Below are 22879 nucleotides of genomic sequence, written 5' to 3' on the forward strand. Positions count from 1 at the left end.
CATGGCAAAGTTCCGGCTTTACCTTGAAGAGAATAATCGCTCACCACTGGCGCAATTGTGGCGTGAATTTGCCCGGCAGCACAGTGCCCTATTTGGTTTGGTGCTGTTTAGCAGTTTCTTGCTGTTAAGTTTATTGGCACCACTGATTACCCCTCATGATCCTTATTTGCAGAATGACAGTTTGCTGCTACTGCCTCCGTCCTGGTCAGAACAAGGCCTGGTACAGTATCCTTTTGGTACAGACGATCTTGGTCGCGATCTATTGTCGCGTATGTTAAAGGGCAGCACCTATACTTTCGGTCTGGCGTTATTAACGGTTTTAGCCAGCTTGCTAGCTGGCCTGGCACTGGGTGCTCTTGCAGGGATGAGCAGAGGGGTAAAATCAAGCTTTTTTAATCATTTACTTGATCTCATCTTAACTATTCCCTCATTGCTGCTGGCTATTATTATCGTTGCTATCTTAGGACCAGGACTGGAAAATACCGCCTGGGCGGTGATTCTGGCGTTATTGCCGCAGTTTGTGCATGGTATTCGTAATGCCATCGCCGAGCAGCTAAAACAAGATTATGTTACCGCTTATCGCCTAGATGGTGCGAATAACTGGCAGGTACTAACCCGGCTGATCATCCCCAATATCTGGGAAAAAATTACCGTAATGAGCAGCATGGCGTTATCCACCGCCATTTTGGATATCGCCGCCTTAGGTTTTTTAGGCTTAGGTGCGCAAGCTCCAACCGCAGAATGGGGAGCGATGATTAGCGATTCACTGGATATCATTTATGTCGCGCCCGTTAGCGTCGCCGTGCCCGGCTTACTTATTTTTGCTGCGGTGTTGTCAGTTAATTTACTCGGTGATGGCCTGAAAGTCGCCATTCAAAAACGGCGGGAAAGCTAATGTTACTGCTGGATATTAAAAATCTGACTATTGAGCTGGAAACGCCTGAAGGCTTAATTAGGGCCGTCGATCGGGTCAGTTTAAGCTTACGCGAAGGGGAAACCCGCGGTTTAGTGGGTGAATCCGGCTCAGGGAAAAGCTTAATTGCTAAAGCTATTGTTGGCGTATTAAACCGGCGCTGGCGCATTACTGCCGATCGCTTTAGCTGGATGGGCCAGGATATGCTGCAAGTCAGTACAGAGCAGCGCCGCAAAATTATTGGCCGCGACATCGCCATGATTTATCAGGAGCCAAGTCGAAGCTTAGATCCCACTGCAGAAGTTGGTGAGCAATTAGAAGAAGCTATCCCCAATCATCTGCTGGAAGGGCACTGGTGGCAAAAGCCTTTTTTAAGAAAGAAAAAAGCCATCGCCTTGCTGCATAAAGTCGGTATTCGTGATCATCAAAATATTATGCAAAGTTATCCGTATCAGTTATCTGAGGGCATTTGTCAGAAAGTGATGATTGCCATGGCCATTGCCAAAAATCCCAAGCTACTGATTGCTGATGAACCCACTACCGCCTTAGAAAGCACCACGCAAGCTCAGCTGTTTCGCCTGTTAGCCAGCTTTAATCAGTTAAAAGGCATGGCCGTGCTACTAATCAGCCATGAGTTAGAAAGTGTAGCGCGCTATACCCAAAATTTAAGCGTATTGTACTGTGGTCAACTGGTTGAAAGTGGTGACACAACGGCGATGCTAAAGCACCCTTTCCATCCTTATACCCATGCACTGATTAAAAGTGTGCCAGAATTTCAGCCCGAATTGCCACCAAAAACGCCACTCTATGCCCTTCCCGGCAGTATCCCTACTTTACAACATTTGCCAATAGGCTGTAGATTGGGTCCCCGCTGCCCCAACGCCCGCAAAGAGTGTGTTAAAACCCCAATCTTAGATCGGTTGCAAAACCATTATTATAGTTGCCATTTTCCTTTACTATCCCGAGATGATACATGAGCGCGCTACTGGAAGTGACAGAGCTGAGTAAGAGCTATTTTAAACAACGTGGTTTAACACGGAAAAAGATCATCGCTTTACAAAACATCAGTTTTACCTTACATACCGCTAAAACGCTGGCTATTGTCGGCGAAACGGGTTCAGGGAAAAGTACGCTGGCTAAACTGCTGGTTGGTATCGAAAAACCGGATAGTGGAGAGATCCGTTTATCAGGCCAACCGGTGGAGATCAGTAACTATAAAAAATATAACCATGTCATCCGTTTTATCTTTCAAGATGCCGGTCGCTCGCTTAATCCGCTACAAAAAGTCGGGCAAATGTTAGAAGATGTACTTCGGTTTAGTACCATTCTGGACATTGAGCAACGCCGGATAAAAATTCGGAAAACCTTAAAACAGCTGGGGTTACTGGATGAGCATGCCGAGTACTATCCACATATGTTTTCTGGTGGCCAGCTACAACGGGTCGCGTTAGCCAGAGCCTTAATACTGGACCCGAAATTGCTGATTCTGGATGAAGCCTTAACGGCGCTAGACCCTTCGCTAAGAGCGCAAATTGTTAACCTTTTACTGGAGTTACAGCATAAAGAAGGCTTAGCCTACCTGTTAATTACCAATAACTTACAACTAGTTCGCCATATCAGTGACGAAATGCTGGTACTGTATCAAGGCGGCATGGCAGATAGTGGCCTTACCACAGACGTTTTCGCTAACCCGACACATGACTATACCAAAAAACTGATCAACAGTGCTTTTTAACATGGATGGATAACGCCTGCTATACTGAGTATAGTGTCTGACTAGATAAGAACGCTGATGCTAATACCCACCCTTTTAATTGCCCTGAGTACACCAATGCAATTAGGTACCAATGTACCAAAAGAGTTAAATAACTCTGCTAATCAGCAAGTGAAGTGTATTTTACAAAAATTAAAACATCCCTATGAGCTTATCTCTTTACCTTGGCTACGCGCCAGACAAGAGCTGCGTCTGCGTCGGATAGATGGCTATTATACAGCGATATTACTCAGTGAAATGGCGCCCTTTGGCCAATTATCAGCGCCACTTTATCTGGAAAACTGGTATTGGTTCGAGCCACAGGCTGCCACAGCTTTAGATAGAGCTGAGCGACAACATGGCGTGATCCGCGGCAGTCATCAAGCAAAATGGTTTGAAAGCATCGGCATCACGCCAACGGTTGAAGTTAATAGCGCAGAAGAGCTGGTGCTATTACTCAAGCGCAAAAGAGTCGACAGTATTCTGATGGATTTAGAGGCCTTTGAAGAAACAGCGAAACGGGTAGAGTTAGACCCTAGCGAAATCGCAAGTGAGTTCTTTCGGTATGTACCTTTAGGGGTATATTTTTCGACCGCTTATCTTCAACAATATCCAGACTTTTTAGCGCAGTTTAATCAGGCTATTCCCCTCTGTTCGCAAACACCTTTTACCTTGTCGGCGAGTGAGCAAACCACCATTGTGCATCACGTTTTACATCAGGCTTTGGCATTAGCAAAACAAAGTAAGATACAGAGTGCACTAGCGCAAGCCAATCAGCAACAATGGCCAGAAAAACAAATAGTGCAGTATGATCAGCAATGGATACAAGAGCTCAATTTACAGATCTCAGGATTAGCTGAAGCCATGCTACAAACCGAGCTATCTCAATACCTGCAACACTGGCAACAGCAGTTTAATGGCCAGATAGCTGAGATTATGCTAACAGATCAACAAGGTCGTAATGTGGCGATAAGTGAACTCACCTCAGATTTTTGGCAAGGGGATGAAGCGAAATTCCAAGATCTTTATCAAAGCAAACTTGATTATGTGTTTGACGAAGTAAGTTTTGATGCCTCAACTCAGCGCTTTTTGGTTCATTTAAGTATCCCAATTAAAGACGTCAGCGAGCAACATATCGGTGTATTAATCTTAGGTATCGATGTGGAGCTAACCTTACAACAATGTCAGCTTAGTGACGGTAATGGTCGCTGCCTTTAATGACAATGCCGCTAAAGCTAAGGGAGCCTATTGGCTCCCTTAGCATTTAATATAGCAATTAGTTACGTCAATCAGTAACAGTATTAAAAGTCGTCAGCGGCCACCGTGCTTCGTAATTTACGGCTTATTTTAGCCTGAGACTTTAAGTTGGCTAGTAGCGCCTGATAATGCTGCTCTGCTTGCTGACGGGAGATAGCCTCAAGTTGCCCAGCATCAGGTACGCTTGTGATCTCTGCTGCGGTAACCGCATCCAGAGCTACAATCACCACATCACCGTTGCTCAATTGCACTGAGTCCAAGCTACTCTGCCCTTCAGCAGGTTTTGGCATAGCGAAGGCTTTAGCTCGAACCTCAGCGGCTAAACTGCCACCGAAACGCGGCGTTGCCGTGCTAACTACGACTTCAGCTTCGGCTTTCTCTGCCATTAGAGCCAGATCGGTACCTTGCGCTAATAACTCTGTAGCAAAGGCTTTTGCTTGCTGAGCCAAGGCTTCCTGACGCACAGCGGCGGTGACTTGCTCAATCACTTCAGTTAACTGTTGCGTCCGCGCCGGTACATGCTCCTTCACCCGAACCACTACTACGTGCTCACGTGCTAATTCCAATACATCACTGTTTAGGCGCTCGGCGATAAAACGGGGCTCGAACAAGCGATTTAAAATTGCAGGTTGTGCCAGGGTACCAATAGCTTCTATGCGACTGAATAACTCAGTACTCTGAATTTTAGCACCAATAACATCAGCAGCCTCATCCAGATTATCTGGTTGCTCAAAAGCAACTTGTGCTAAACGCTGCTGCAAATCATAAAACAATGCCGTAGCCTGTTCGGCACGTAGTATGCTCGCAATCTCAGCGGAAACCTCGTTTAAGGCGCGCGTGACAGCAGGCTCAAAGGCAGTAAGTTTGATAATGTGATAACCAAACTCACTTCTTACTACTGCCGATAATTGTCCCTGCTCAGTCAATGCAAAGGCTGCAGCTTCAAATGTTGGATCAATTTGACCAGCAACCAGTTGCCCTAAAGCACCACCGTTTTCAGCAGAGAAGGTGTCTGCCGAATGCGTTTTGGCTAATTCAGCAAAATCGGCGCCATTTTGCAGCTCAGTTAATAACGCGCCAGCTTTAGCCGCTACCTCAGCATCATCCTGTTCGCTCTCTAACATAATGTGCGCAACTTCACGACGCTCAGTACTGCCAAAGCGTGCCTTGTTAGCTTCGTAATAATCCGCAATTTGCTGCTCTGTTACTTCGATATCTTCGGCTAAAGCAGCAGCAGACAGCTCTACATATTCAGCCGCAACTCGCTCTGGTGTCATAAAGCGTTCGATATTTTGCTGATAGTAGGCTTGTAGCTTATCTTCAGTAATTTCAATTGCATCAGCAAAACGTGCTGCTGGTATGGTGAAATACTGTAAATCACGGATTTGTTGTTGTAGCGCAAGCAAGGAATTGATCTCTGATGCTAAACCAAATTCACTACCAATTAAACCTTGCATCAATTGTGAGGTTGCCAGATCTTCACGTACCATTTCCCGAAATGCTGCGGGTTGATAGCCTGCTTGTCGTAATAAAGCATTAAAACGTTCGGTATTAAAAACACCGTCAATCTGGAAATCAGGTAAACTGGTTACCGCGATGCGTACTTGCTCATCGCCTACCCGTAACCCTAATTGTTTGGCAAACTGCTTTTGCAGCGTATCATCAATCAAACGCTCCAGCACATCGCTACGAAAGCCCGCCATATAGGCAGGATCAGCGGCTAGTGTGTCGTACATCTCGCCAAACTGCTCTTGCATACGCGCACGTTCACGTTGTAATGCCTGATCATAACTAGCCTGGCTAATCTCTTCTCCATTTACTACTGCCACTACGGCTTCTGTTGGCGTGCTAAGATAGCTACCAACACCAGCCAGGGCGAATGTCAGGATCACTAAGCCAAGAATAATTTTGGCGGTAAGTCCCTGCGAGCCTTCTCTGATTCGTTCTAACATCTTTGCTCTTTCTCTGTTATCAGTGACACAAAAGTTGTGTTAAAAAAAAAGCGCATCTTAACAGATGCGCCCTTTTTATAGAAGCCTTGGCATTGTCTGCTGGCTTAAGGATCCTGCCCGGCGCGCCGGTAAGGATTCTGTTAGTTTACAGCGTCTTTTAACGCCTTACCTGGCTTGAAAGAAGGAATTTTCGCAGAAGCGATTTGAATAGTAGCGCCAGTTTGTGGGTTACGGCCAGTACGAGCAGCACGCTCACGTACTGCGTAAGTGCCAAAACCAACTAAAGCTACTGAGTCGCCTTCCTTTAGAGCTTCGGTAACAGCGTCGATGAACGCGTCTAAAGCACGACCTGCTGCGGCCTTAGAAATATCTGCATTCGCAGCAATTTTGTCGATTAGTTGAGACTTGTTCACAATATCATCCCCTTCAATTGTTATTATTTTCTACAACGGCAAGCTATTAGTTTTAGTAGTTGCCCGCTTGTTATAACAAGCAACGAACTCACTTGCAAGCAGCAGAAACGCGAAAACTAATAATTTTGGCTTTGACCGCAGCCCTTGCTACACAAGGGCTTGGCCGAAACTGTCCATAACTTAGCACAGCTACCGCGAATGAAAAGCCCCTAAGCCGGATTTTTTTCGGTTTTTTTGCTTTTTGCTGCATTTTTTACCGTATTTAAGGGGGTTACCCGCGCTATTGGCTCTTGCAACGCCAATTCAAGCACCTCATCAATCCATTTTACGGCTTTTATTTCCAGCGCATCTTTCACGTTATCTGGGATCTCTTTTAAATCCCGAATGTTATCGTGCGGTATTAAAACACGTTTTATACCACCTCGATGCGCAGCCAGTAGCTTCTCTTTTAAACCGCCAATCGGCAGCACTTCACCGCGTAAGGTAATTTCCCCGGTCATTGCCACGTCAGCCCGCACAGGATTACCTGTTAAGCTAGAAACAAGGGCGGTAACCATGCCAATACCGGCACTGGGGCCATCTTTTGGCGTAGCACCTTCCGGCACATGCACGTGGATATCACGCTTCTCGTAAAAGTCTTCGTTAATCCGTAAGGCTTCGGCACGGCTCCGTACCACTGTCATGGCCGCCTGAATCGATTCTTTCATGACATCGCCCAGTGAACCGGTGTAAGTCAGTTTACCTTTCCCCACTACCGCTGCGGCTTCAATGGTCAGTAAGTCACCGCCCACTTCGGTCCAGGCAAGGCCAGTAACCTGACCAATACGGTTGCTGTCTTCTGCCTTACCGTAATCGTAACGATGTACACCTAAAAATTCTTCCAGATTCTGCTCATTAATCACAACCTGCTTCAGATCTTTAGTCAGCAGTATTTGTTTTACCGCTTTACGACACAACTTCGAGATCTCTCGCTCTAAACTGCGCACCCCCGCTTCCCGGGTGTAGTAGCGGATGATACCCACTACGGCACTGTCTTCGATAACCACTTCCGATGGTTTTAAACCATTACGGCTTACTTGCTTTTGAATCAGATGTTGTTTAGCGATATTAAGTTTTTCATCTTCGGTATAGCCCGATAAGCGAATAACTTCCATCCGATCTAACAAAGCAGCTGGAATATTTAAACTATTCGAGGTGGCGAAAAACATCACATCAGACAGATCGTAATCCACTTCCAGATAGTGATCACTAAAGGCGGCATTTTGCTCTGGATCTAATACTTCCAGTAAGGCTGCGGCAGGATCACCACGGAAATCCGACGCCATCTTATCAATTTCATCCAGCAAGAAAAGCGGGTTACGCACCCCTACTTTAGCCATCTTCTGGATAATTTTACCCGGCATAGAACCGATATAAGTGCGACGATGACCACGGATCTCGGCTTCATCACGCACGCCACCCAATGCCATGCGCACATATTTGCGGCCTGTTGCTTTAGCAACAGACTGCCCTAGCGAAGTTTTACCCACGCCCGGTGGCCCTACCAAACACAGGATAGGCCCTTTTAATTTATTTACCCGCTGCTGTACTGCCAAATACTCAATGATACGCTCTTTAACTTTATCAAGACCGTAATGATCCGCATTAAGGATCTGCTCAGCTGCCGCCAGATTTCTCTTTATTTTGGAACGTGTTTGCCATGGCACCTGCGTTAACCAATCGATGTAGCTACGCACTACGGTCGCTTCTGCTGACATTGGCGACATCATCTTCAATTTTTGTAACTCTGCCCTGGCTTTTTTCTCCGCATCAGCTGGCATTTTGGCATCGGCAATTTTTTTAGACAGCGTTTCAAATTCATCCGGTGCGTCTTCCAGTTCGCCAAGTTCACGCTGAATGGCTTTCATTTGCTCATTCAGATAATACTCACGCTGGCTTTTTTCCATCTGCTTTTTTACCCGGCTACGGATGCGACGTTCAACCTGAAGAATATCGATTTCGCTTTCCATCATAGCCATCAGATATTCAAGCCGTTCCGTCACATTGGTGAGCTCTAATACCTTTTGTTTATCATCAACCTTTAAGGGCATATGCGCTGCCATGGTATCTGCCAAGCGGGCACCATCATCGATACCACTTAACGCCGTTAGCACCTCTGGCGGAATTTTTTTATTCAGTTTGATATAGCCTTCAAACTGGTTAATTGCCGAGCGTAAAAACACCTCTTGCTCACGACTATCAATATCCTGAGTCGCCACCGGATCGATATAAGCCGCGAAGCTGTCTTCTGTTTCAGTAAATTCAGCTAATTGCGCTCTTCTGCCGCCCTCTACCAGTACTTTCACGGTGCCATCAGGCAATTTGAGTAACTGTAAAATGGTCGCGACAGTACCAATCCGATACAGATCATGCTCTGTTGGATCGTCTAGGGTAGCGTCTTTTTGGGCTACCAGAAATATTTGTTTGTCATTATCCATAGCCGCATCTAGGCATTTGATGGACTTTGCCCGGCCAACAAAAAGTGGGATCACCATGTGCGGATAAACAACAACGTCTCGCAATGCCAGCACGGGCATATGCAAACGTTCAGAGTGTTCTGTGGTCATTAATTTGCTCTCGAATTTAGTTACTGCAGGCGACAATAATTAGTATATGGGGGCTGTTCTGAAAACTTCAATTCATCTGGTAAAAAAGGAGCTTTACAGCTCCTTCTGGTCTTGCAACTTAATGTGATTCAGCAACAGCCGGTTCACTGTTCTCATAGATTAATATGGGCTGGCTCTCGCCCCGGATCACCGTCTCATCAATAACAACTTTACTGACGTCTTGCATTGAGGGTAATTCGTACATTGTATCCAATAATACGCCTTCAACTATAGAGCGTAAACCACGAGCCCCGGTTTTACGCTCCATGGCTTTTTGCGCAATGGCTTTAAGCGCATCTTCGCGGAACTCCAGCTCTACGTTCTCCATCTCAAACAAGGCCGCAAATTGCTTGCTTAGCGCATTTTTCGGCTGACTAAGAATTTGCACTAAGGCATCCAAATCCAGCTCGGTTAAGGTCGCCACCACGGGCAAACGGCCAATAAACTCCGGGATAAGACCGTACTTAACTAAATCTTCCGGTTCTACATCACGGAAAGACTCGCTTAAACTGCGGCTGCTCTCTTTGCTTTTAACCTCGGCACCAAAACCGATACCTGAGCCTTTGGCGCTACGCTGCTCAATCACTTTGTCTAAACCGGCAAAAGCGCCACCACAAATAAACAGAATCTTCGAGGTATCAACCTGTAAGAACTCTTGCTGCGGATGCTTGCGCCCGCCCTGAGGTGGTACCGAAGCGACGGTGCCTTCAATCAGCTTCAATAGCGCTTGTTGCACACCTTCACCTGAAACATCGCGGGTTATCGACGGATTGTCAGACTTACGGGAAATCTTATCTATCTCATCAATATAAACGATACCGCGCTGTGCTTTCTCAACATCGTAATCACATTTTTGCAGTAGCTTCTGAATGATATTTTCGACATCCTCACCCACATAACCCGCTTCGGTTAGGGTAGTGGCATCCGCCATGGTAAAAGGCACATCAAGCAAGCGGGCTAAGGTTTCCGCCAGTAAGGTTTTACCGCTACCGGTTGGGCCTATTAGCAAAATATTACTTTTACCCAATTCAACCTCTTGCTTTAACTGGGCGCTGCGCAAGCGTTTATAGTGATTATATACCGCTACTGCTAATACTTTTTTGGCATGCTCCTGACCGATAACATAATCGTCCAGATGTTTGCGGATATCGCGTGGCGTAGGCAGTTTTTCTGCGTCACGCTTAGGTGAAATATCTTTAATTTCTTCGCGAATGATATCGTTGCATAGGTCAACGCATTCATCACAAATATAGACTTGTGGCCCTGCGATCAACTTACGCACTTCATGCTGTGATTTGCCACAAAAAGAGCAATACAGTAATTTGCCGCTCTTATCGCCGTCAGTGCGGTGATCAGACATGTAACTACCTCTTTTCTAGCTTGGCAGGCATTCAGTGCCCGCCTGATTCAATTATTTTGTGTCTCTATTTGTTAATATGGCATCTACCAGGCCATATTCCAAGGCTTGTTGTGCACTTAAGAAATTATCACGCTCAGTATCTTTACAGACTTGCTCGTAACTTTTGCCGCTGTGCTCTGCCATTAAACGGTTAAGCTTTTCTTTAATATATAATATTTCACGGGCATGGATTTCAAAATCTGTGGCCTGCCCCTGAAAGCCACCTAACGGCTGGTGAATCATCACACGGGCATTAGGTAAACAATACCGTTTACCTTTGGTGCCGCCTGATAATAAAAAAGCGCCCATACTCGCCGCCTGCCCCACACATACCGTAGCGATATCAGGCTTGATATAACGCATCGTATCGTATATCGATAAGCCAGCAGTAACAGAACCGCCAGGTGAGTTAATATAAATATAGATGTCTTTTTCTGGATTTTCCGATTCGAGGAATAATAATTGTGCCACGATCAAATTAGCCATATGGTCTTCAACCTGGCCCGTCAAGAAAATCACCCGTTCTTTTAATAAGCGGGAATAGATATCATAAGAACGTTCGCCTTTAGCGGTTTGTTCAATAACCATGGGTACTAAGGCACTAACGATGTCATTCATGTCGCGAGACATTGGCATAATCTGGGATCCCTCTGCGGTAGCGGTTTAAATACTGGTGAAAAGACGGTACCTGAAAATAAAATGGCCCGAACAGATGTCCGAGCCATTAAAACCGTCACGCGCTAAGAAGTCAATCTTAGTTAGCGGCCTTTGGGTTCATAATTTCATCAAAAGCTGCGGTTTGCTCAGTTACCTTAGCCGAGGCTAACACAACTTCAATGGCTTGCTCTTCTAAAGCCACATTACGCATGCTTTGCAACAGCTCTTTATTTGACTTGTAGTACTGGACTACTTCAGCTGGATCTTCGTATGCTGAAGCTACGTTATCAATCAGCTCTTGTACTTTAGCTTCGTCAACTTTCAGCTCACTCGTCTTGATGATTTCACCTAATAATAAACCGACTTTCACGCGGTCTTTGGCTTGTTCTTCAAATAAGGCTGCTGGCAATTCAGGTAATTGCTTAGGATCTACATTTTGACCAAAACGCTGTAAAGCCTGCTGACGCAGTACATCTACTTCACTGGCGATTAATGATTTAGGTACTTCAACGTCATTGGTTGCTAATAAGCCTTTAATGACTTGCTCTTTCACTTTACCTTTGATGGTTTGCTTCAGCTCGCGCTCCATATTCTTGCGCACTTCCGCCTTCAAAGCATCAACAGAGGCTTCTGCTAAACCAAACAGGGCAGCAAACTCATCATTTAACTCTGGCAACACCTGAGCTTCAACTTTAGTTACGGTTACCGCGAAGCTAGCCGCTTTGCCTTTTAAATTTTCTGCATGGTAATCTTCTGGGAAAGTTACTTCTACTGTGGCGGCTTCACCGGCAGCTTTGCCAATAACGCCCTCTTCAAAACCAGGGATCATCCGACCCTGGCCTAATTCCAGTACAAAGTTAGAGGCTTTACCGCCTTCGAACTCTTCGCCGTCGATTGAACCAACAAAATCCATGGTTACACGATCGCCAGTAGCGGCAGCAGCAGTTTTGTCTTCCCATTTCGCATGTTGCTTGCGCAGTGTATCTAACATTTTGTTCAGATCGTCTTCTGAAATCTCAACAACTGGCTTAGTCACTTCAACTTTGTCAAGAGCGGCTACGGTCACTTCTGGGTATACTTCGAAAGTTGCAGTAAAGGCTAGATCTTTACCGGCTTCTAACGCGCCTGGTGCAAAAGTAGGAGCGCCAGCTGGGGTAATTTTGTTAGCAATAATCGCTTCGTAAAAAGAACGTTGCATTTGCTCAGAGGCAACTTCTTGCAGTACCGCTAAGCCAAAACGTTTTTGGATAATTGAAATAGGCGCCTTGCCTGGACGGAAACCATCGATACGCTGACGCTTAGCCAGTTCACGTAGACGGTTTTTTACTTCTGAATCAATATTCGCAGCTGGCACAGTAATATTTACACGGCGCTCTAAACCCTGGGTGGTTTCAACAGAAACTTGCATCGCTTTACCTCAAATTCAATGTCAGGCGCCTCTAAATACGCCGTAGTGTGATGGCCGGGTGTCGACAAACTTAAGATGAACCTGACCTGTTATAAATTGGACGCGGCATTATAGCGGGCTATAACCCGCTAGTCGAGCCCCAGATTTAATGCCCAGTTTGATACTTTTAACTTGTTGTCAACAAACAAAAAAACAGGCTTCCACTCGCGGTAAAAGCCTGTTCAGATCTAAAAAAGTTGCGATTTATTGTCGAACTTGCCCCACTCCGGTTACCACATACTTTTCCGTAGTCAAGGCTTCTAATCCCATAGGGCCATAGGCATGTAACTTACTGGTGGAAATACCAATTTCTGCACCTAAACCAAGCTCCCCCCCGTCTGAAAAACGCGACGAGGCATTATGCATGACCACTGCAGTGTCTACTGTGGCAATAAAACGATCGGCATTTGCCTGATCTGCAGTGCAAATGACTTCAGTATGCTGACTACCAAAACGGTCAATATGAGCTATGGCACCGTCTAGATCAGCTACGACCCTAACGGCAATTTCCGGCGCCAAATATTCTTGACCAAATTCATCTGTGGTAATAGGAGAAGCACCGGCAAAGTAGTTGATACTGTCAGCACAAGCATGCACTTTAACCTGATGCTCCGCCAACGCCTTGGCAGCCATTGGCAGAAAGTCGGCCGCAATAGCCTGATGCACCAATAAAGCTTCCAATGCATTACAAACACCAGGGCGCTGCACTTTACCATTGAGTAATAAGTTTAAAGCCATCGCTAAATCAGCACTTTGATCAACAAATAAATGGCAGACACCTTTAAAATGTTGAATAACCGGGATCCGGCTATGCTCAGTAACAAAGCGAATCAGCCCTTCGCCACCACGTGGGATCACTAAATCAATAAACTGATCTTGCTTTAACAGCGATAACAACAAGTTACGATCCGGATCAGGCACTATACTAATCACTGCTGCGGGTAATTTATGCTCAGCCAAGGCTTGGCGCATAGCAGCAGCAATAGCTAAACTGGTCTTTATCGCTTCACGGCCACACCGCAAAATGACCGCATTACCTGATTTAAAGCACAAAGCACCGGCATCGGCAGTAACATTTGGCCGCGCCTCATAAATCATACAAATCACCCCAAGCGGAATTCGCCGCTTAGCGATATTGATAGCATTCGGACGCTGCTCTATCTGGCGGGTTTGGCCAACAGGATCTTTTAGACGAATAATTTGTTCTATGGCGCTAGCCATGGCTTCAATACGCTCAGGGGTGAGTGTTAACCTATCTAACATAGCCGCGCTGGTACCATTAGCTTCAGCTTCTGCTACCTCAGCCCGGTTTTCTGTCAATATAGCCGCAGTAGCATGCCGAATTTTATCAGCAAAGGCTTGTAACACGGTATTTTTTTGTTCTGTACTTAATACTGCAACCGCTTTGGCAGCTGCGGCAGCTTCTGCGGCTAAAGTGGCCGCGACATCGGTAGTCATATTCTCTCCAGTAACATCATTTCACTGCGATGGATCACCGCATTACTGCCGTTTGGGCAATATCCGAGGCAACGCTCAATATGCTGGCTTTGTTGCCCTTTTATTGAAAACAACTCGCTCGCGCTAAAGCGGCTAACACCTTTGGCAATAGAACGCTTGCCAACCGAGCAGCGCACTATTACTGCATCACCCGACTCAAACTCGCCTCTGATCTCTACTATACCACTGCTTAATAAAGAGGCGCCATGCTGGCATAAGGCATTAACGCAGCCGTCATCGACCCAAATTTCACCTTTGGCACGCAAGGTATGCCTAACCCAATGTTTTTTAGCCGGTAACGGATTTTTTTGGGCATAAAAAATAGTACCCGGATTCTTGCCCGCTAAAAGACACTGAAAAGTTTCAGGCTGATGCCCATCGGCGATTAAGGTGTCTACACCTTGTGTGGTCGCTTTTTCTGCTGCTTCTATTTTGGTACGCATACCGCCAGTACCCACGGCAGAAGCCGAGCCCCCCGCTAAGGCAAAAATTTCCTGACTAATTTTTTTCACTTCAGGAATCAACTTTGCGCTCGGATCTTTATTGGGATCTGCGGTGTAAAGACCATTTACATCTGAACAAATTATCAAAGCGTCGGCATGACATACTGTCGCGACCATAGCGGCCAAGTTGTCATTATCCCCAACTTTCAATTCTTCAGTTGCGATGGTGTCGTTTTCATTAACAATAGGTAAGACGCCATGATCAAGTAATCGGCGCAAGGTATTTTGTACATTGACATGTCTGACCCGATCACTCAGATCGCCGTGCGTCAGTAACACTTGGGCACAGGGAAAATCGAAACAGCGGCTCCAGAAATTCATCATTTCATTTTGACCAACCGCAGCCATAGCCCGTTTTAATGCCAATGGCACCCGATGATGTTGAAAATTAAAATGATGACGGCCAGCAGCAACACTGCCTGAGGAAACCAGGATCACTTCCCGGCCAAGAAGACGACATTCGCGGATAAATTCGGCAATGGGACGCAAATATCTTTCACTGCATCCTTCATTGTCTGGCGCTATTAGGGCACTGCCGACTTTCAGTACGACCCTACGCCAGGATGGGTTTAGCATAACTCCTCCAATGTGTGGACTTGGGACTATACTAACAAAATATGTAACCCGGCACCACCCGACTTACCATTTCCGAGCTGACCCAATGTCGAGCCACTAAAGAAAATAAGCATTATTATTCATGATATTAAACATTTCACCCATGTTATTAGTGTGTTTTGCAGGCAAGCCAACCTGCGATAAACTGTAATAAAATTACAGTTTTAGACGAGATTTCGTTATGATTTTCAGGCGTGAATGGAATTGGGTCAATAATCAGGTATCATTTTGATGAATAGTCGTTATAACAGAGCTTCCTGCTGCTATTATGGAAATGCTTGCTTAACTAGTTTAGCGTGATAGGTCCGCTAGGCTGCTTGCAGCCGATAATGCACACCAGGCCGCCGTGCCCCCCCAAGGAGGTATTCACAACGTGCCCCGACAAAGTTGTACGGCGCGCTAAGCCGCCGGATGCACTAATCCAGAATCTGAAAATTTTTCAAAATACAGCAGAATAAGGTTTAAATAAGGTTTAAAACATCTGAATTGAAACGTTTAGGAGATAAATCAATAATGCAGGATTTGAACCTGCGACGCGTTAGAGTAAAAGTACCCAAACGAAGTGTGCTAAATGTGTATGTCTACGTGAAGTCTAACTTTGGGAGAATGGTCGGTGATGCAGGATTTGAACCTGCGACCCCTTGGACCCAAACCAAGTGCGCTACCAAGCTGCGCCAATCACCGAACAAAGGGGGATGGGGTGGATGATGGGGTTCGAACCCACGACAACCGGAATCACAATCCGGGGCTCTACCAACTGAGCTACAACCACCACAATTTAAAACTTTTACGCCTAAATGGCGCGCCCGATAGGATTCGAACCTATGACCCACGGCTTAGAAGGCCGTTGCTCTATCCAACTGAGCTACGGGCGCACACGTCAAACGCCTAACAGGGTTGGAAATATGTTGCTTTTAAAACTGTTCGATGATGCAGGATTTGAACCTGTGACCCGTTAGATCAAAAGCACCCAAACCAAGTGCGCTACCAAACTGTTTTTAAATTGGTCGGTGATGCAGGATTTGAACCTGCGACCCCTTGGACCCAAACCAAGTGCGCTACCAAGCTGCGCCAATCACCGACTTCGTTGCACTGCTGCAACGGGGCGGAATATTAACGCTCGCCATGCATACCGTCAAACCTTTTTTTTGTAATTCGCACTGATTGGCTATTATTTGAACCTAAAGTAACTAATCCAGCAGTTCTGCCACTGAAGATGGCGTTATTTCGACAGCTGTGCGAAAATATTGGCCTTTTTACTTCGCGGGAAATCAGCAGGCATGACAGCACAAATAATTGATGGCAAAGCCGTTGCTCAGGCAACGAAAGACAAAGTTGCAGCACAGGTTCGGGCAAGAATTGCCGCCGGAAAACGCGCCCCCGGGTTAGCTGTTGTGTTAGTTGGTTTAGATGCCGCCTCACAAGTTTATGTGGGCAGTAAACGCAAAGCCTGTGAAGAAGTGGGTTTTCATTCGGTGTCTTATGATTTACCTGCCGATACCCGCCAGGAACAATTACTGGATCTGATCGATAAGCTCAATGCTGATAACACCGTAGACGGCATTCTGATCCAACTGCCCTTACCTGCCGGCTTAGATGCCTCGGCTATTTTAGAACGCATTCACCCGCATAAAGATGTCGACGGCTTCCACCCTTACAATATAGGCCGTTTGGCACAGCGCATGCCTGCACTGCGTCCTTGCACACCTAAGGGCATTATGACCTTATTGCAAAGCACTGGCGTCAGCGTAAAAGGGATGGATGCTGTCGTCGTCGGTGCCTCTAATATCGTTGGCCGCCCCATGGCGCTTGAATTATTACTCGCCGGTTGCACGACTACTGTGTGCCATAAGTTTACCAAAAACTTAGAACAGCAAGTGCGCCGTGCCGATTTATTAGTGGTGGCCGTAGGTCGACCTGAGTTTATTCCGGGTGATTGGGTAAAGCCGGGAGCCTTAGTGGTTGATGTGGGTATAAATCGTTTAGATAGCGGCAAATTGGTCGGCGATGTCGACTATGCCAACGCCGTAAAACATGCCCGCTATATTACACCGGTACCTGGTGGTGTCGGCCCGATGACTGTTGCCAGCTTAATTGAAAACACCTTGGAAGCCTGCGAGCTGTATCACGACAGTAAGTAAATTAAGGGCTACTGTAAATCAGCCCTGCTCAGGTCTGCGCAACGCTAACATTAGCCTCTCTTAAATAAAACCGCCTGGCGGCGGTTTTATTTTTTGCTTACACCCTTATGCTTTACGCCAGCTGGTAACGCCATTTTTATCTTCGACAATAATGCCTTTAGCGGTAAGTTCTGCTCTGGCAGCATCCGCGGCCGGCCAATCTTTGGCAGCACGGGCGGCGTTACGCTTAGCAATCAAGGCTTCAATTTCTGCTACATCATCAACCGATGCGCCACTTTGTAAAAAGCTTTCTGCATCGCCTTGTAGCAAGCCCAACACACCCGCTAGCAAACTCAATAACCCTGCCAGCTCTGCTGCTTTTGCCGGTTCGGTTTCTTTAAAGCGATTCACTTCCCGTGCTAACTCAAATAACACCGGTAGTGCTTCCGGGGTATTAAAGTCATCATCCATGGCTGCTTTAAAACGAACAATATAAGGGCTATTTAAATCGATACTGTGGCTTGGCGTCACATTACGCAGTGCTGTGTATAAGCGCCCTAAGGCAGCATGCGCTTGCTCTAAGTTTTCTTTAGAGTAATTGAGCTGGCTGCGATAGTGGCTGGATAACAAGAAATAGCGCACGGCTTCAGCATTGTACTCAGCCAGTACATCTTTCACCGTAAAGAAGTTGCCTAACGACTTAGACATTTTCTCTTTATCCACCTGCACCATACCGGTATGGATCCAGGTGTTTACGTATTTATGACCATGCGCACAGGTAGACTGAGCAATTTCATTTTCATGGTGTGGGAACTGTAAATCAGAACCGCCACCGTGAATATCAAAATGCTCACCTAAGTGTTTGGCACTCATGGCAGAACATTCAATATGCCAACCCGGACGGCCGTTGCCCCAAGGCGATGCCCAGAACGGTTCACCGGGTTTAGCCGTTTTCCAAAGCACAAAATCCAGTGGGTCATCTTTGTTATCGGCCACTTCAACCCGCGCGCCCGATTGCAACATCTCTAAATTCTGCTGGCTTAGCGCGCCATAAGCTTCATATTTGCTTACATCAAACAACACATCACCATCTGCCGCTTGATAGGCATAACCTTTCTCAAGTAAGGTTTGGATCAGCGTTATGATTTCGGCCATGTGAGTGGTTACCCGCGGCTCAATATCAGCCGGTAACAAGCCTAAGGCATTAAAATCAGCATGCATCGCTTCGGTAAAACGCGCCGTTAACGCATCACAACTTTCATTATTCTCAGCTGCACGTTTGATGATTTTGTCATCAACATCGGTAATGTTACGCACATAGGTCACATCGAAACCGCTAAAGCGTAAATAACGATTAATGATATCAAAAGCCACATAAGTACGGGCGTGCCCCACATGACAATGGTCATAAATGGTGATACCACAGACATACAAGCCGACTTTACCCGGAACGATAGGCGTAAACACTTCTTTTTGGCGGTTTAAGGTATTGTATATCTGTAACATTATGTCCTCTGACAAACTTTAAGTTGCTAACACAGCATTTAGCCAACTAGTTTATCACCGGCAGCGCACTGCCGCTATCCTTGCTTTATGATTTGCCAACAGTGCGCTAGAATAGCTGCCTTGCAATTACAAGGATACAAACCATGGTCACGTTACACACCAACTACGGCGTTATTAAATTAAATCTGTTTGCCGACAAGGCACCTGTTACTGTGGCTAATTTTATTAGCTATGTAAAAGACGGCTTTTATGACAACACCATTTTTCATCGGGTGATTGATGGCTTTATGATCCAGGGCGGTGGTTTTACCCCTGATATGGATCAGAAAGAAACCAAAGCTACCATCAAAAACGAAGCTAACAATAAGGTTGCTAACCGCAAAGGCACTATCGCCATGGCGCGTACCAGCGATCCACATTCGGCAACTTGCCAGTTTTTTATTAATGTGGCCGACAATAGCTTCCTGAATTTTACTGCCGAGAATTCACAAGGTTGGGGTTATTGTGTATTTGGTGAAGTAGCTGAAGGCATGGATGTGATTGATAAAATCAAGGCCGTACGTACTGGCCGTTTCGCTGGACATAGTGACGTTCCAGTAGATCCGGTAGTGATCGAGCGTGCTGAGTTAAACGACTAAGTAATGCCTTATACGCTATTTATTGCTGACTTACATTTGTCGGCGCAAAGGCCTGATATTACGCAGGCCTTTTTAGCCTTTTTGCAGCAGCAAGCGCCTGCTGCAGATGCCCTATATATTCTGGGCGATTTATTTGAAGTCTGGATTGGCGACGACAATCCAGAACCCTTGTTGGCTACCCTTGCTCAAGCCATAAAACAGCTGAGCGAACATATACCTGTCTACTTTATCCACGGCAATCGCGATTTTTTATTAAAGCAAGCCTATGCCAAGCGCGCTGGTATGACGTTGTTGCCACCGCATCAGGTTATTGACCTATACGGCACGCCTACCCTGATTATGCATGGTGATAGCCTGTGTACTCTTGATATTAAGTATCAAAAATTCCGGCGCTGGTGGGATCAACCCTGGTGGCAATCTTTGATGCTCTCTTTACCGCTGTGGTATCGACAGCATCTGGCAGCTAAGGCGCGGCGTAAAAGCGCGCAAGCGAAAGCCAGTTATCAGGCTAGCGGCAGTGCCAGCATTATGGATGTCACGCCTGAGGAAGTACCTCGAGTCATGGCACAATACGGCGTGCAGCATTTAATCCATGGTCATACCCACAGACCGGCTGTGCATGAACTAACAGTAAATGGCCTGGCAGCTAAGCGCTATGTTTTAGGCGATTGGTATACCCAAAGCAGTTATTTAAAAGTCTCTGCAGCAGCATGGCAGCTGTTTTTTCAGCCTTTGCCCACCGAGCCTGCATCACAATAAGACACAACCTGGTTGCTTAGCGCTATCTGGAAAGTTGGCAACATTTCTCAATTTTAAACGCAACAGTGTGCGAAACTATACTAGACTTACCATGCTGAAGATTGAGCATAGGTCTTATGATAAATTCATTTCACCATTACGCTAAGTTACTCGCCGACTTTGCCAACCAAAGTAAAGATGGCTATGCCATTTTTTCTGCCGATGACATTTTGATTTGTGCTAACAATGCCTTTCTGGGCACTTTTAATCAGACCGTCAATAATATGATTGGCTTAAACTTCACCGAAATTATCCGACTGGCATTTACTGAAAAAACCGGACCAAAAATTGATACCGATGATATCGAACAATGGCTGGTACTTGCAGCAAAAGAGCGGCGTAGCAGAGATTTTCGCCTATTTGAAGTCGATCTGGTGGATGGCCGCTGGTTTTTATTCTCTGAGCAGTTGCTGCCAACTGGTGAGCTGCTGCTACAAACTAAAGATATCACCAAACAGAAAATACTCGAGCAACATTTAAGTGAGCGCACTCGCAGCCTAACCAACCTGGCACTCACCGATGAACTCACCCGTATCGCGAACCGTAGAAGCTTTGTAGCGTCAGTACAATCAGAACTGAGTCGCTGTGAACGCTCAAACTTTAAAGTCGCACTATTGTTATTAGATATAGACTACTTTAAAAGCGTCAATGACAACCATGGCCATCAGGCCGGCGACGCGGTGTTACAACAAGTAGCAAGGCGCATCAGCAGCACACTGCGTGAGTATGATATTTTTGGCCGAATTGGCGGCGAGGAGTTTGGTGTTTTCTTAGCGGAAACAGATCGAACAACCGCAGCAGAGGTCGCTGAAAGGCTCCGGCAGCTAATAGCCGCAGAACCTTTTGTGTTGAGCGGATTAGCATTGCCCGTCACTATCTCTATTGGTGTTGCAACCGGGACATGTATGAGTTTCGAGCAACTTTACGCAGAGGCTGACAGCGCGTTATATAAAGCGAAGCATGCTGGTCGTAATCAAGTTGTCATGGCGGTACCATGCTTTGCGTTTTAAGTTCGGTAAGCCGTATTTGCGGATGCAATTAGCTGGCCGCAACATAAGCACCACTATGAAATTTAAAATCTGTATCATCGGAGCTAATCAGCTCTGCTTCTACTTTGCCAAAAAATGCCACACGCTCACTAATCGTATTGCCGGCAATTTGCTCAGCTAATTGCAGGTAATCTTGATAATGCCGGGCTTCTGAGCGCAACAACGACACGTAAAAAGCACCAATATCTGCAGGCAACAGTGGTGCCAACCTGGCAAAGCGCTCACAAGAGCGAGCCTCAATATAGGCACCGCAAATCAACTTATCAGTCAATGCATTGGGTTCAAAAGTACTTACATGGCGTAACAAGCCTTTGGCATAACGGCTGGACGTAATCTTTTCATAAGCCACACCATACTGTTGCATCACCTCCAGCACCTGATAAAAATGATGCAACTCTTCTTTGATTAACAGCACCATTTTATCAATCAACTCCTGCCCAAAACCGGAGTCTGCCTTCGGGATCATCGACTTCTTCAACTTAATCTCGGCCAGTGCCCGCCAATCACCTTGCTGACGATAAGTAAAGTCTTCGTATGGCTTAAGCCATTGCAGCAGGGCTTCACCGCTTTGTTCATCCACAGCATACCGTCTAATCAAATACATCGCCGATTGCGCCGCTTTTAACTCACAGATCAGATGATCGGTAAGCAATATCGCTAAATTTTGTGGTTGCTGCGCTGCCGCCAACCAGCTGTCTGGCGTTTCGCAATGCAAAAATTGCTTAATGGGTGCTAAAAGTAGCTGATATTCGTTGGATAACATAAGCTCATTTACTCGTTGAATGCGGCCTGTATTGTACCCCAGATGCCTTTTTAGCTCTAGTCTGCTGCCGCTACCGCAAGCTAAGCAAGTGTCCGAGGCTATTTATCTAACCGGCTGTTTTATCGCACATTAGTTTAAATTTTACACAATATGCTTGACGAATAGCCTGACATCAACCATAACTGTAGTACGGGCAAAAAGTATAATGACCCGGACAAGGGCGCAGTAGTGCAGTAATAAGGATAATAATTATGATACTAAACCATTTATGGGGCTTATATGCCCACCCGAAAGAAGAGTGGCATAGCATAGATGCCAGGCACGAAAGTTTTCGATACAGCATGATCCACATTTTATTAGTGGCGTTAATACCTTCCATTTGCGCTTATTACTCTGCCGTTTATTTAGGCTGGAGTATTGGTGTAGGCGAAAAAATTTATTTAACCGCCAATAGCGCGATGATGCTGTCTGTTGCTATGTATATTGCATTAATTGCCGGCGTTTTTGCGTTAGGCTTGTTAGCTCACTGGATGGCACATACCTTTGGCGCTGAACCAACCTATACCCAAACATTAGAGCTGGCTTCCTATACCTCTACCCCACTCTTTATGGTCGGCTTCGCGGCGCTGTATCCTGAGTTATGGTTTGTGATGATGGTTGGTTTGGCTGGCTTAGCATACTCGGTCTACTTATTGTATGTTGGCGTGCCTATTCTGATGCATATTCCAGAAGAGCGCGGTTTTATTTACGCCAGCTCAGTAGTCACATGTGGTTTGATTTTGTTGGTGACAGTATTGGCTGCAACCGCCATTTTTTGGAGTTCCGGTTACGGCCCGGCATTTACCCATTAAGTATTGCCAGCAACGCCTTTAGTAACAAACGTATTAATATAAAAAAGTAAGACAAGGTAGCAAAACGGCTGCAGTAGCAGCCGTTTTTTATTGGTCTTCGTAA

Annotated in this window: 19 protein-coding genes and 4 tRNA genes; 9 read left to right on the forward strand and 14 right to left on the reverse strand. The window is 46.0% G+C overall.

Features of this window, described 5'->3' with window-relative positions; translation table 11 throughout:
• Position 1: 1 nt before the first annotated feature.
• From IE163_RS05330 to IE163_RS05345, 4 genes are read left to right on the forward strand one after another with little or no spacing between them, the layout of a single operon-like run.
• Positions 2–895: an ABC transporter permease subunit gene (locus tag IE163_RS05330; protein WP_189430994.1), complete on the forward strand. Its 894-nt coding sequence runs from the start codon at positions 2–4 to the stop codon at positions 893–895.
• The gene (locus IE163_RS05335) at positions 895–1890 is read left to right on the forward strand and encodes a peptide ABC transporter ATP-binding protein (RefSeq protein WP_189430996.1); all 996 of its coding nucleotides are present in this window, start codon (positions 895–897) and stop codon (positions 1888–1890) included. The genes IE163_RS05330 and IE163_RS05335 overlap by 1 nt, the downstream gene beginning before the upstream one ends.
• Positions 1887–2648, forward strand: coding sequence for an ATP-binding cassette domain-containing protein (locus IE163_RS05340; RefSeq protein ID WP_189430999.1), 762 nt, complete (start codon positions 1887–1889; stop codon positions 2646–2648). Before IE163_RS05335 ends, IE163_RS05340 begins: the two co-directional genes overlap by 4 nt.
• A gap of 57 nt (positions 2649–2705) precedes the next feature.
• Positions 2706–3884, forward strand: coding sequence for a cellulose-binding protein (locus IE163_RS05345; RefSeq protein ID WP_189431002.1), 1179 nt, complete (start codon positions 2706–2708; stop codon positions 3882–3884).
• An 83-nt stretch (positions 3885–3967) separates the two neighbouring features.
• Here the strand turns inward: IE163_RS05345 and IE163_RS05350 are convergent, their stop codons facing one another.
• The 12 genes from IE163_RS05350 to IE163_RS05405 all read right to left on the reverse strand — a co-directional run bounded on the left by IE163_RS05350 (position 3968) and on the right by IE163_RS05405 (position 16132).
• The gene (locus IE163_RS05350) at positions 3968–5875 is read right to left on the reverse strand and encodes a SurA N-terminal domain-containing protein (protein WP_189431005.1); all 1908 of its coding nucleotides are present in this window, start codon (positions 5873–5875) and stop codon (positions 3968–3970) included.
• Positions 5876–6015: 140 nt separating this feature from the next.
• Positions 6016–6288 (reverse strand): nucleoid-associated protein HU-beta, encoded by a 273-nt coding sequence (gene hupB, locus IE163_RS05355; protein WP_189431008.1) that lies wholly within the window; start codon positions 6286–6288, stop codon positions 6016–6018.
• 209 nt (positions 6289–6497) lie between these two features.
• Positions 6498–8894, reverse strand: coding sequence for an endopeptidase La (gene lon, locus IE163_RS05360; RefSeq protein WP_189431010.1), 2397 nt, complete (start codon positions 8892–8894; stop codon positions 6498–6500).
• A gap of 118 nt (positions 8895–9012) precedes the next feature.
• On the reverse strand, positions 9013–10293 hold the full coding sequence (clpX, locus tag IE163_RS05365) for an ATP-dependent protease ATP-binding subunit ClpX (protein WP_189431013.1): 1281 nt from the start codon (positions 10291–10293) through the stop codon (positions 9013–9015).
• Between the two features lie 51 nt (positions 10294–10344).
• The gene (gene clpP, locus IE163_RS05370) at positions 10345–10950 is read right to left on the reverse strand and encodes an ATP-dependent Clp endopeptidase proteolytic subunit ClpP (RefSeq protein WP_373297872.1); all 606 of its coding nucleotides are present in this window, start codon (positions 10948–10950) and stop codon (positions 10345–10347) included.
• A gap of 136 nt (positions 10951–11086) precedes the next feature.
• Positions 11087–12397 carry a trigger factor gene (tig, locus tag IE163_RS05375; RefSeq protein ID WP_189431016.1) on the reverse strand — a complete coding sequence of 437 codons (1311 nt, stop codon included), beginning with the start codon at positions 12395–12397 and terminating at the stop codon, positions 11087–11089.
• A 243-nt stretch (positions 12398–12640) separates the two neighbouring features.
• The gene (locus IE163_RS05380; RefSeq protein ID WP_189431019.1) at positions 12641–13894 is read right to left on the reverse strand and encodes a glutamate-5-semialdehyde dehydrogenase; all 1254 of its coding nucleotides are present in this window, start codon (positions 13892–13894) and stop codon (positions 12641–12643) included.
• A complete protein-coding gene (gene proB, locus IE163_RS05385) occupies positions 13891–15012 on the reverse strand; it encodes a glutamate 5-kinase (RefSeq protein ID WP_189431022.1) in 1122 nt (373 codons plus the stop codon). Before proB ends, IE163_RS05380 begins: the two co-directional genes overlap by 4 nt.
• Before the next feature lie 646 nt (positions 15013–15658).
• A tRNA-Pro gene (locus IE163_RS05390) sits at positions 15659–15735 on the reverse strand.
• 12 nt (positions 15736–15747) lie between these two features.
• A tRNA-His gene (locus IE163_RS05395) sits at positions 15748–15823 on the reverse strand.
• 26 nt (positions 15824–15849) lie between these two features.
• Positions 15850–15926 (reverse strand) — tRNA-Arg (locus IE163_RS05400).
• Between the two features lie 129 nt (positions 15927–16055).
• Positions 16056–16132 (reverse strand) — tRNA-Pro (locus IE163_RS05405).
• Between the two features lie 199 nt (positions 16133–16331).
• Here IE163_RS05405 and folD point away from each other — a divergent pair.
• Entirely contained in the window at positions 16332–17192 is an 861-nt protein-coding gene (folD, locus tag IE163_RS05410) for a bifunctional methylenetetrahydrofolate dehydrogenase/methenyltetrahydrofolate cyclohydrolase FolD (protein WP_189431024.1), read from the forward strand.
• A gap of 105 nt (positions 17193–17297) precedes the next feature.
• On the opposite strand, the gene cysS is transcribed toward folD, so the two are convergent.
• On the reverse strand, positions 17298–18677 hold the full coding sequence (cysS, locus tag IE163_RS05415) for a cysteine--tRNA ligase (RefSeq protein ID WP_189431027.1): 1380 nt from the start codon (positions 18675–18677) through the stop codon (positions 17298–17300).
• Between the two features lie 143 nt (positions 18678–18820).
• Between cysS and IE163_RS05420 the strand changes: the two genes are divergently transcribed.
• The 3 genes from IE163_RS05420 (at position 18821) to IE163_RS05430 (ending at position 21123) form a co-directional block, all read left to right on the forward strand.
• A complete protein-coding gene (locus IE163_RS05420) occupies positions 18821–19315 on the forward strand; it encodes a peptidylprolyl isomerase (protein ID WP_189431030.1) in 495 nt (164 codons plus the stop codon).
• Positions 19316–19318: 3 nt separating this feature from the next.
• Entirely contained in the window at positions 19319–20074 is a 756-nt protein-coding gene (locus IE163_RS05425) for a UDP-2,3-diacylglucosamine diphosphatase (protein WP_189431033.1), read from the forward strand.
• 116 nt (positions 20075–20190) lie between these two features.
• The gene (locus IE163_RS05430; RefSeq protein WP_189431036.1) at positions 20191–21123 is read left to right on the forward strand and encodes a GGDEF domain-containing protein; all 933 of its coding nucleotides are present in this window, start codon (positions 20191–20193) and stop codon (positions 21121–21123) included.
• 28 nt (positions 21124–21151) lie between these two features.
• On the opposite strand, the gene miaE is transcribed toward IE163_RS05430, so the two are convergent.
• A complete protein-coding gene (gene miaE, locus IE163_RS05435) occupies positions 21152–21925 on the reverse strand; it encodes a tRNA isopentenyl-2-thiomethyl-A-37 hydroxylase MiaE (protein WP_189431039.1) in 774 nt (257 codons plus the stop codon).
• A gap of 251 nt (positions 21926–22176) precedes the next feature.
• Here miaE and IE163_RS05440 point away from each other — a divergent pair, with 251 nt between their 5' ends.
• A complete protein-coding gene (locus IE163_RS05440) occupies positions 22177–22776 on the forward strand; it encodes a Yip1 family protein (protein WP_189431042.1) in 600 nt (199 codons plus the stop codon).
• Positions 22777–22879: the final 103 nt, after the last annotated feature.

This window comes from Alishewanella longhuensis (assembly GCF_014653435.1).
Classification (GTDB): domain Bacteria; phylum Pseudomonadota; class Gammaproteobacteria; order Enterobacterales; family Alteromonadaceae; genus Alishewanella; species Alishewanella longhuensis.

Bases quoted from the DNA above. Each gene is read 5' to 3' on its own strand.
- IE163_RS05350 (WP_189431005.1), bottom strand. From the start codon at position 5,875: ATGTTAGAACGAATCAGAGAAGGCTCGCAGGGACTTACCGCCAAAATT.
- proB (WP_189431022.1), bottom strand. From the start codon at position 15,012: ATGCTAAACCCATCCTGGCGTAGGGTCGTACTGAAAGTCGGCAGTGCC.
- clpX (WP_189431013.1), bottom strand. From the start codon at position 10,293: ATGTCTGATCACCGCACTGACGGCGATAAGAGCGGCAAATTACTGTAT.
- IE163_RS05380 (WP_189431019.1), bottom strand. From the start codon at position 13,894: ATGACTACCGATGTCGCGGCCACTTTAGCCGCAGAAGCTGCCGCAGCT.
- IE163_RS05420 (WP_189431030.1), top strand. From the start codon at position 18,821: ATGGTCACGTTACACACCAACTACGGCGTTATTAAATTAAATCTGTTT.
- clpP (WP_373297872.1), bottom strand. From the start codon at position 10,950: ATGAATGACATCGTTAGTGCCTTAGTACCCATGGTTATTGAACAAACC.
- IE163_RS05335 (WP_189430996.1), top strand. From the start codon at position 895: ATGTTACTGCTGGATATTAAAAATCTGACTATTGAGCTGGAAACGCCT.
- lon (WP_189431010.1), bottom strand. From the start codon at position 8,894: ATGACCACAGAACACTCTGAACGTTTGCATATGCCCGTGCTGGCATTG.
- tig (WP_189431016.1), bottom strand. From the start codon at position 12,397: ATGCAAGTTTCTGTTGAAACCACCCAGGGTTTAGAGCGCCGTGTAAAT.
- IE163_RS05340 (WP_189430999.1), top strand. From the start codon at position 1,887: ATGAGCGCGCTACTGGAAGTGACAGAGCTGAGTAAGAGCTATTTTAAA.
- cysS (WP_189431027.1), bottom strand. From the start codon at position 18,677: ATGTTACAGATATACAATACCTTAAACCGCCAAAAAGAAGTGTTTACG.
- folD (WP_189431024.1), top strand. From the start codon at position 16,332: ATGACAGCACAAATAATTGATGGCAAAGCCGTTGCTCAGGCAACGAAA.
- IE163_RS05330 (WP_189430994.1), top strand. From the start codon at position 2: ATGGCAAAGTTCCGGCTTTACCTTGAAGAGAATAATCGCTCACCACTG.
- IE163_RS05345 (WP_189431002.1), top strand. From the start codon at position 2,706: ATGCTAATACCCACCCTTTTAATTGCCCTGAGTACACCAATGCAATTA.
- IE163_RS05440 (WP_189431042.1), top strand. From the start codon at position 22,177: ATGATACTAAACCATTTATGGGGCTTATATGCCCACCCGAAAGAAGAG.
- IE163_RS05425 (WP_189431033.1), top strand. From the start codon at position 19,319: ATGCCTTATACGCTATTTATTGCTGACTTACATTTGTCGGCGCAAAGG.
- IE163_RS05430 (WP_189431036.1), top strand. From the start codon at position 20,191: ATGATAAATTCATTTCACCATTACGCTAAGTTACTCGCCGACTTTGCC.
- miaE (WP_189431039.1), bottom strand. From the start codon at position 21,925: ATGTTATCCAACGAATATCAGCTACTTTTAGCACCCATTAAGCAATTT.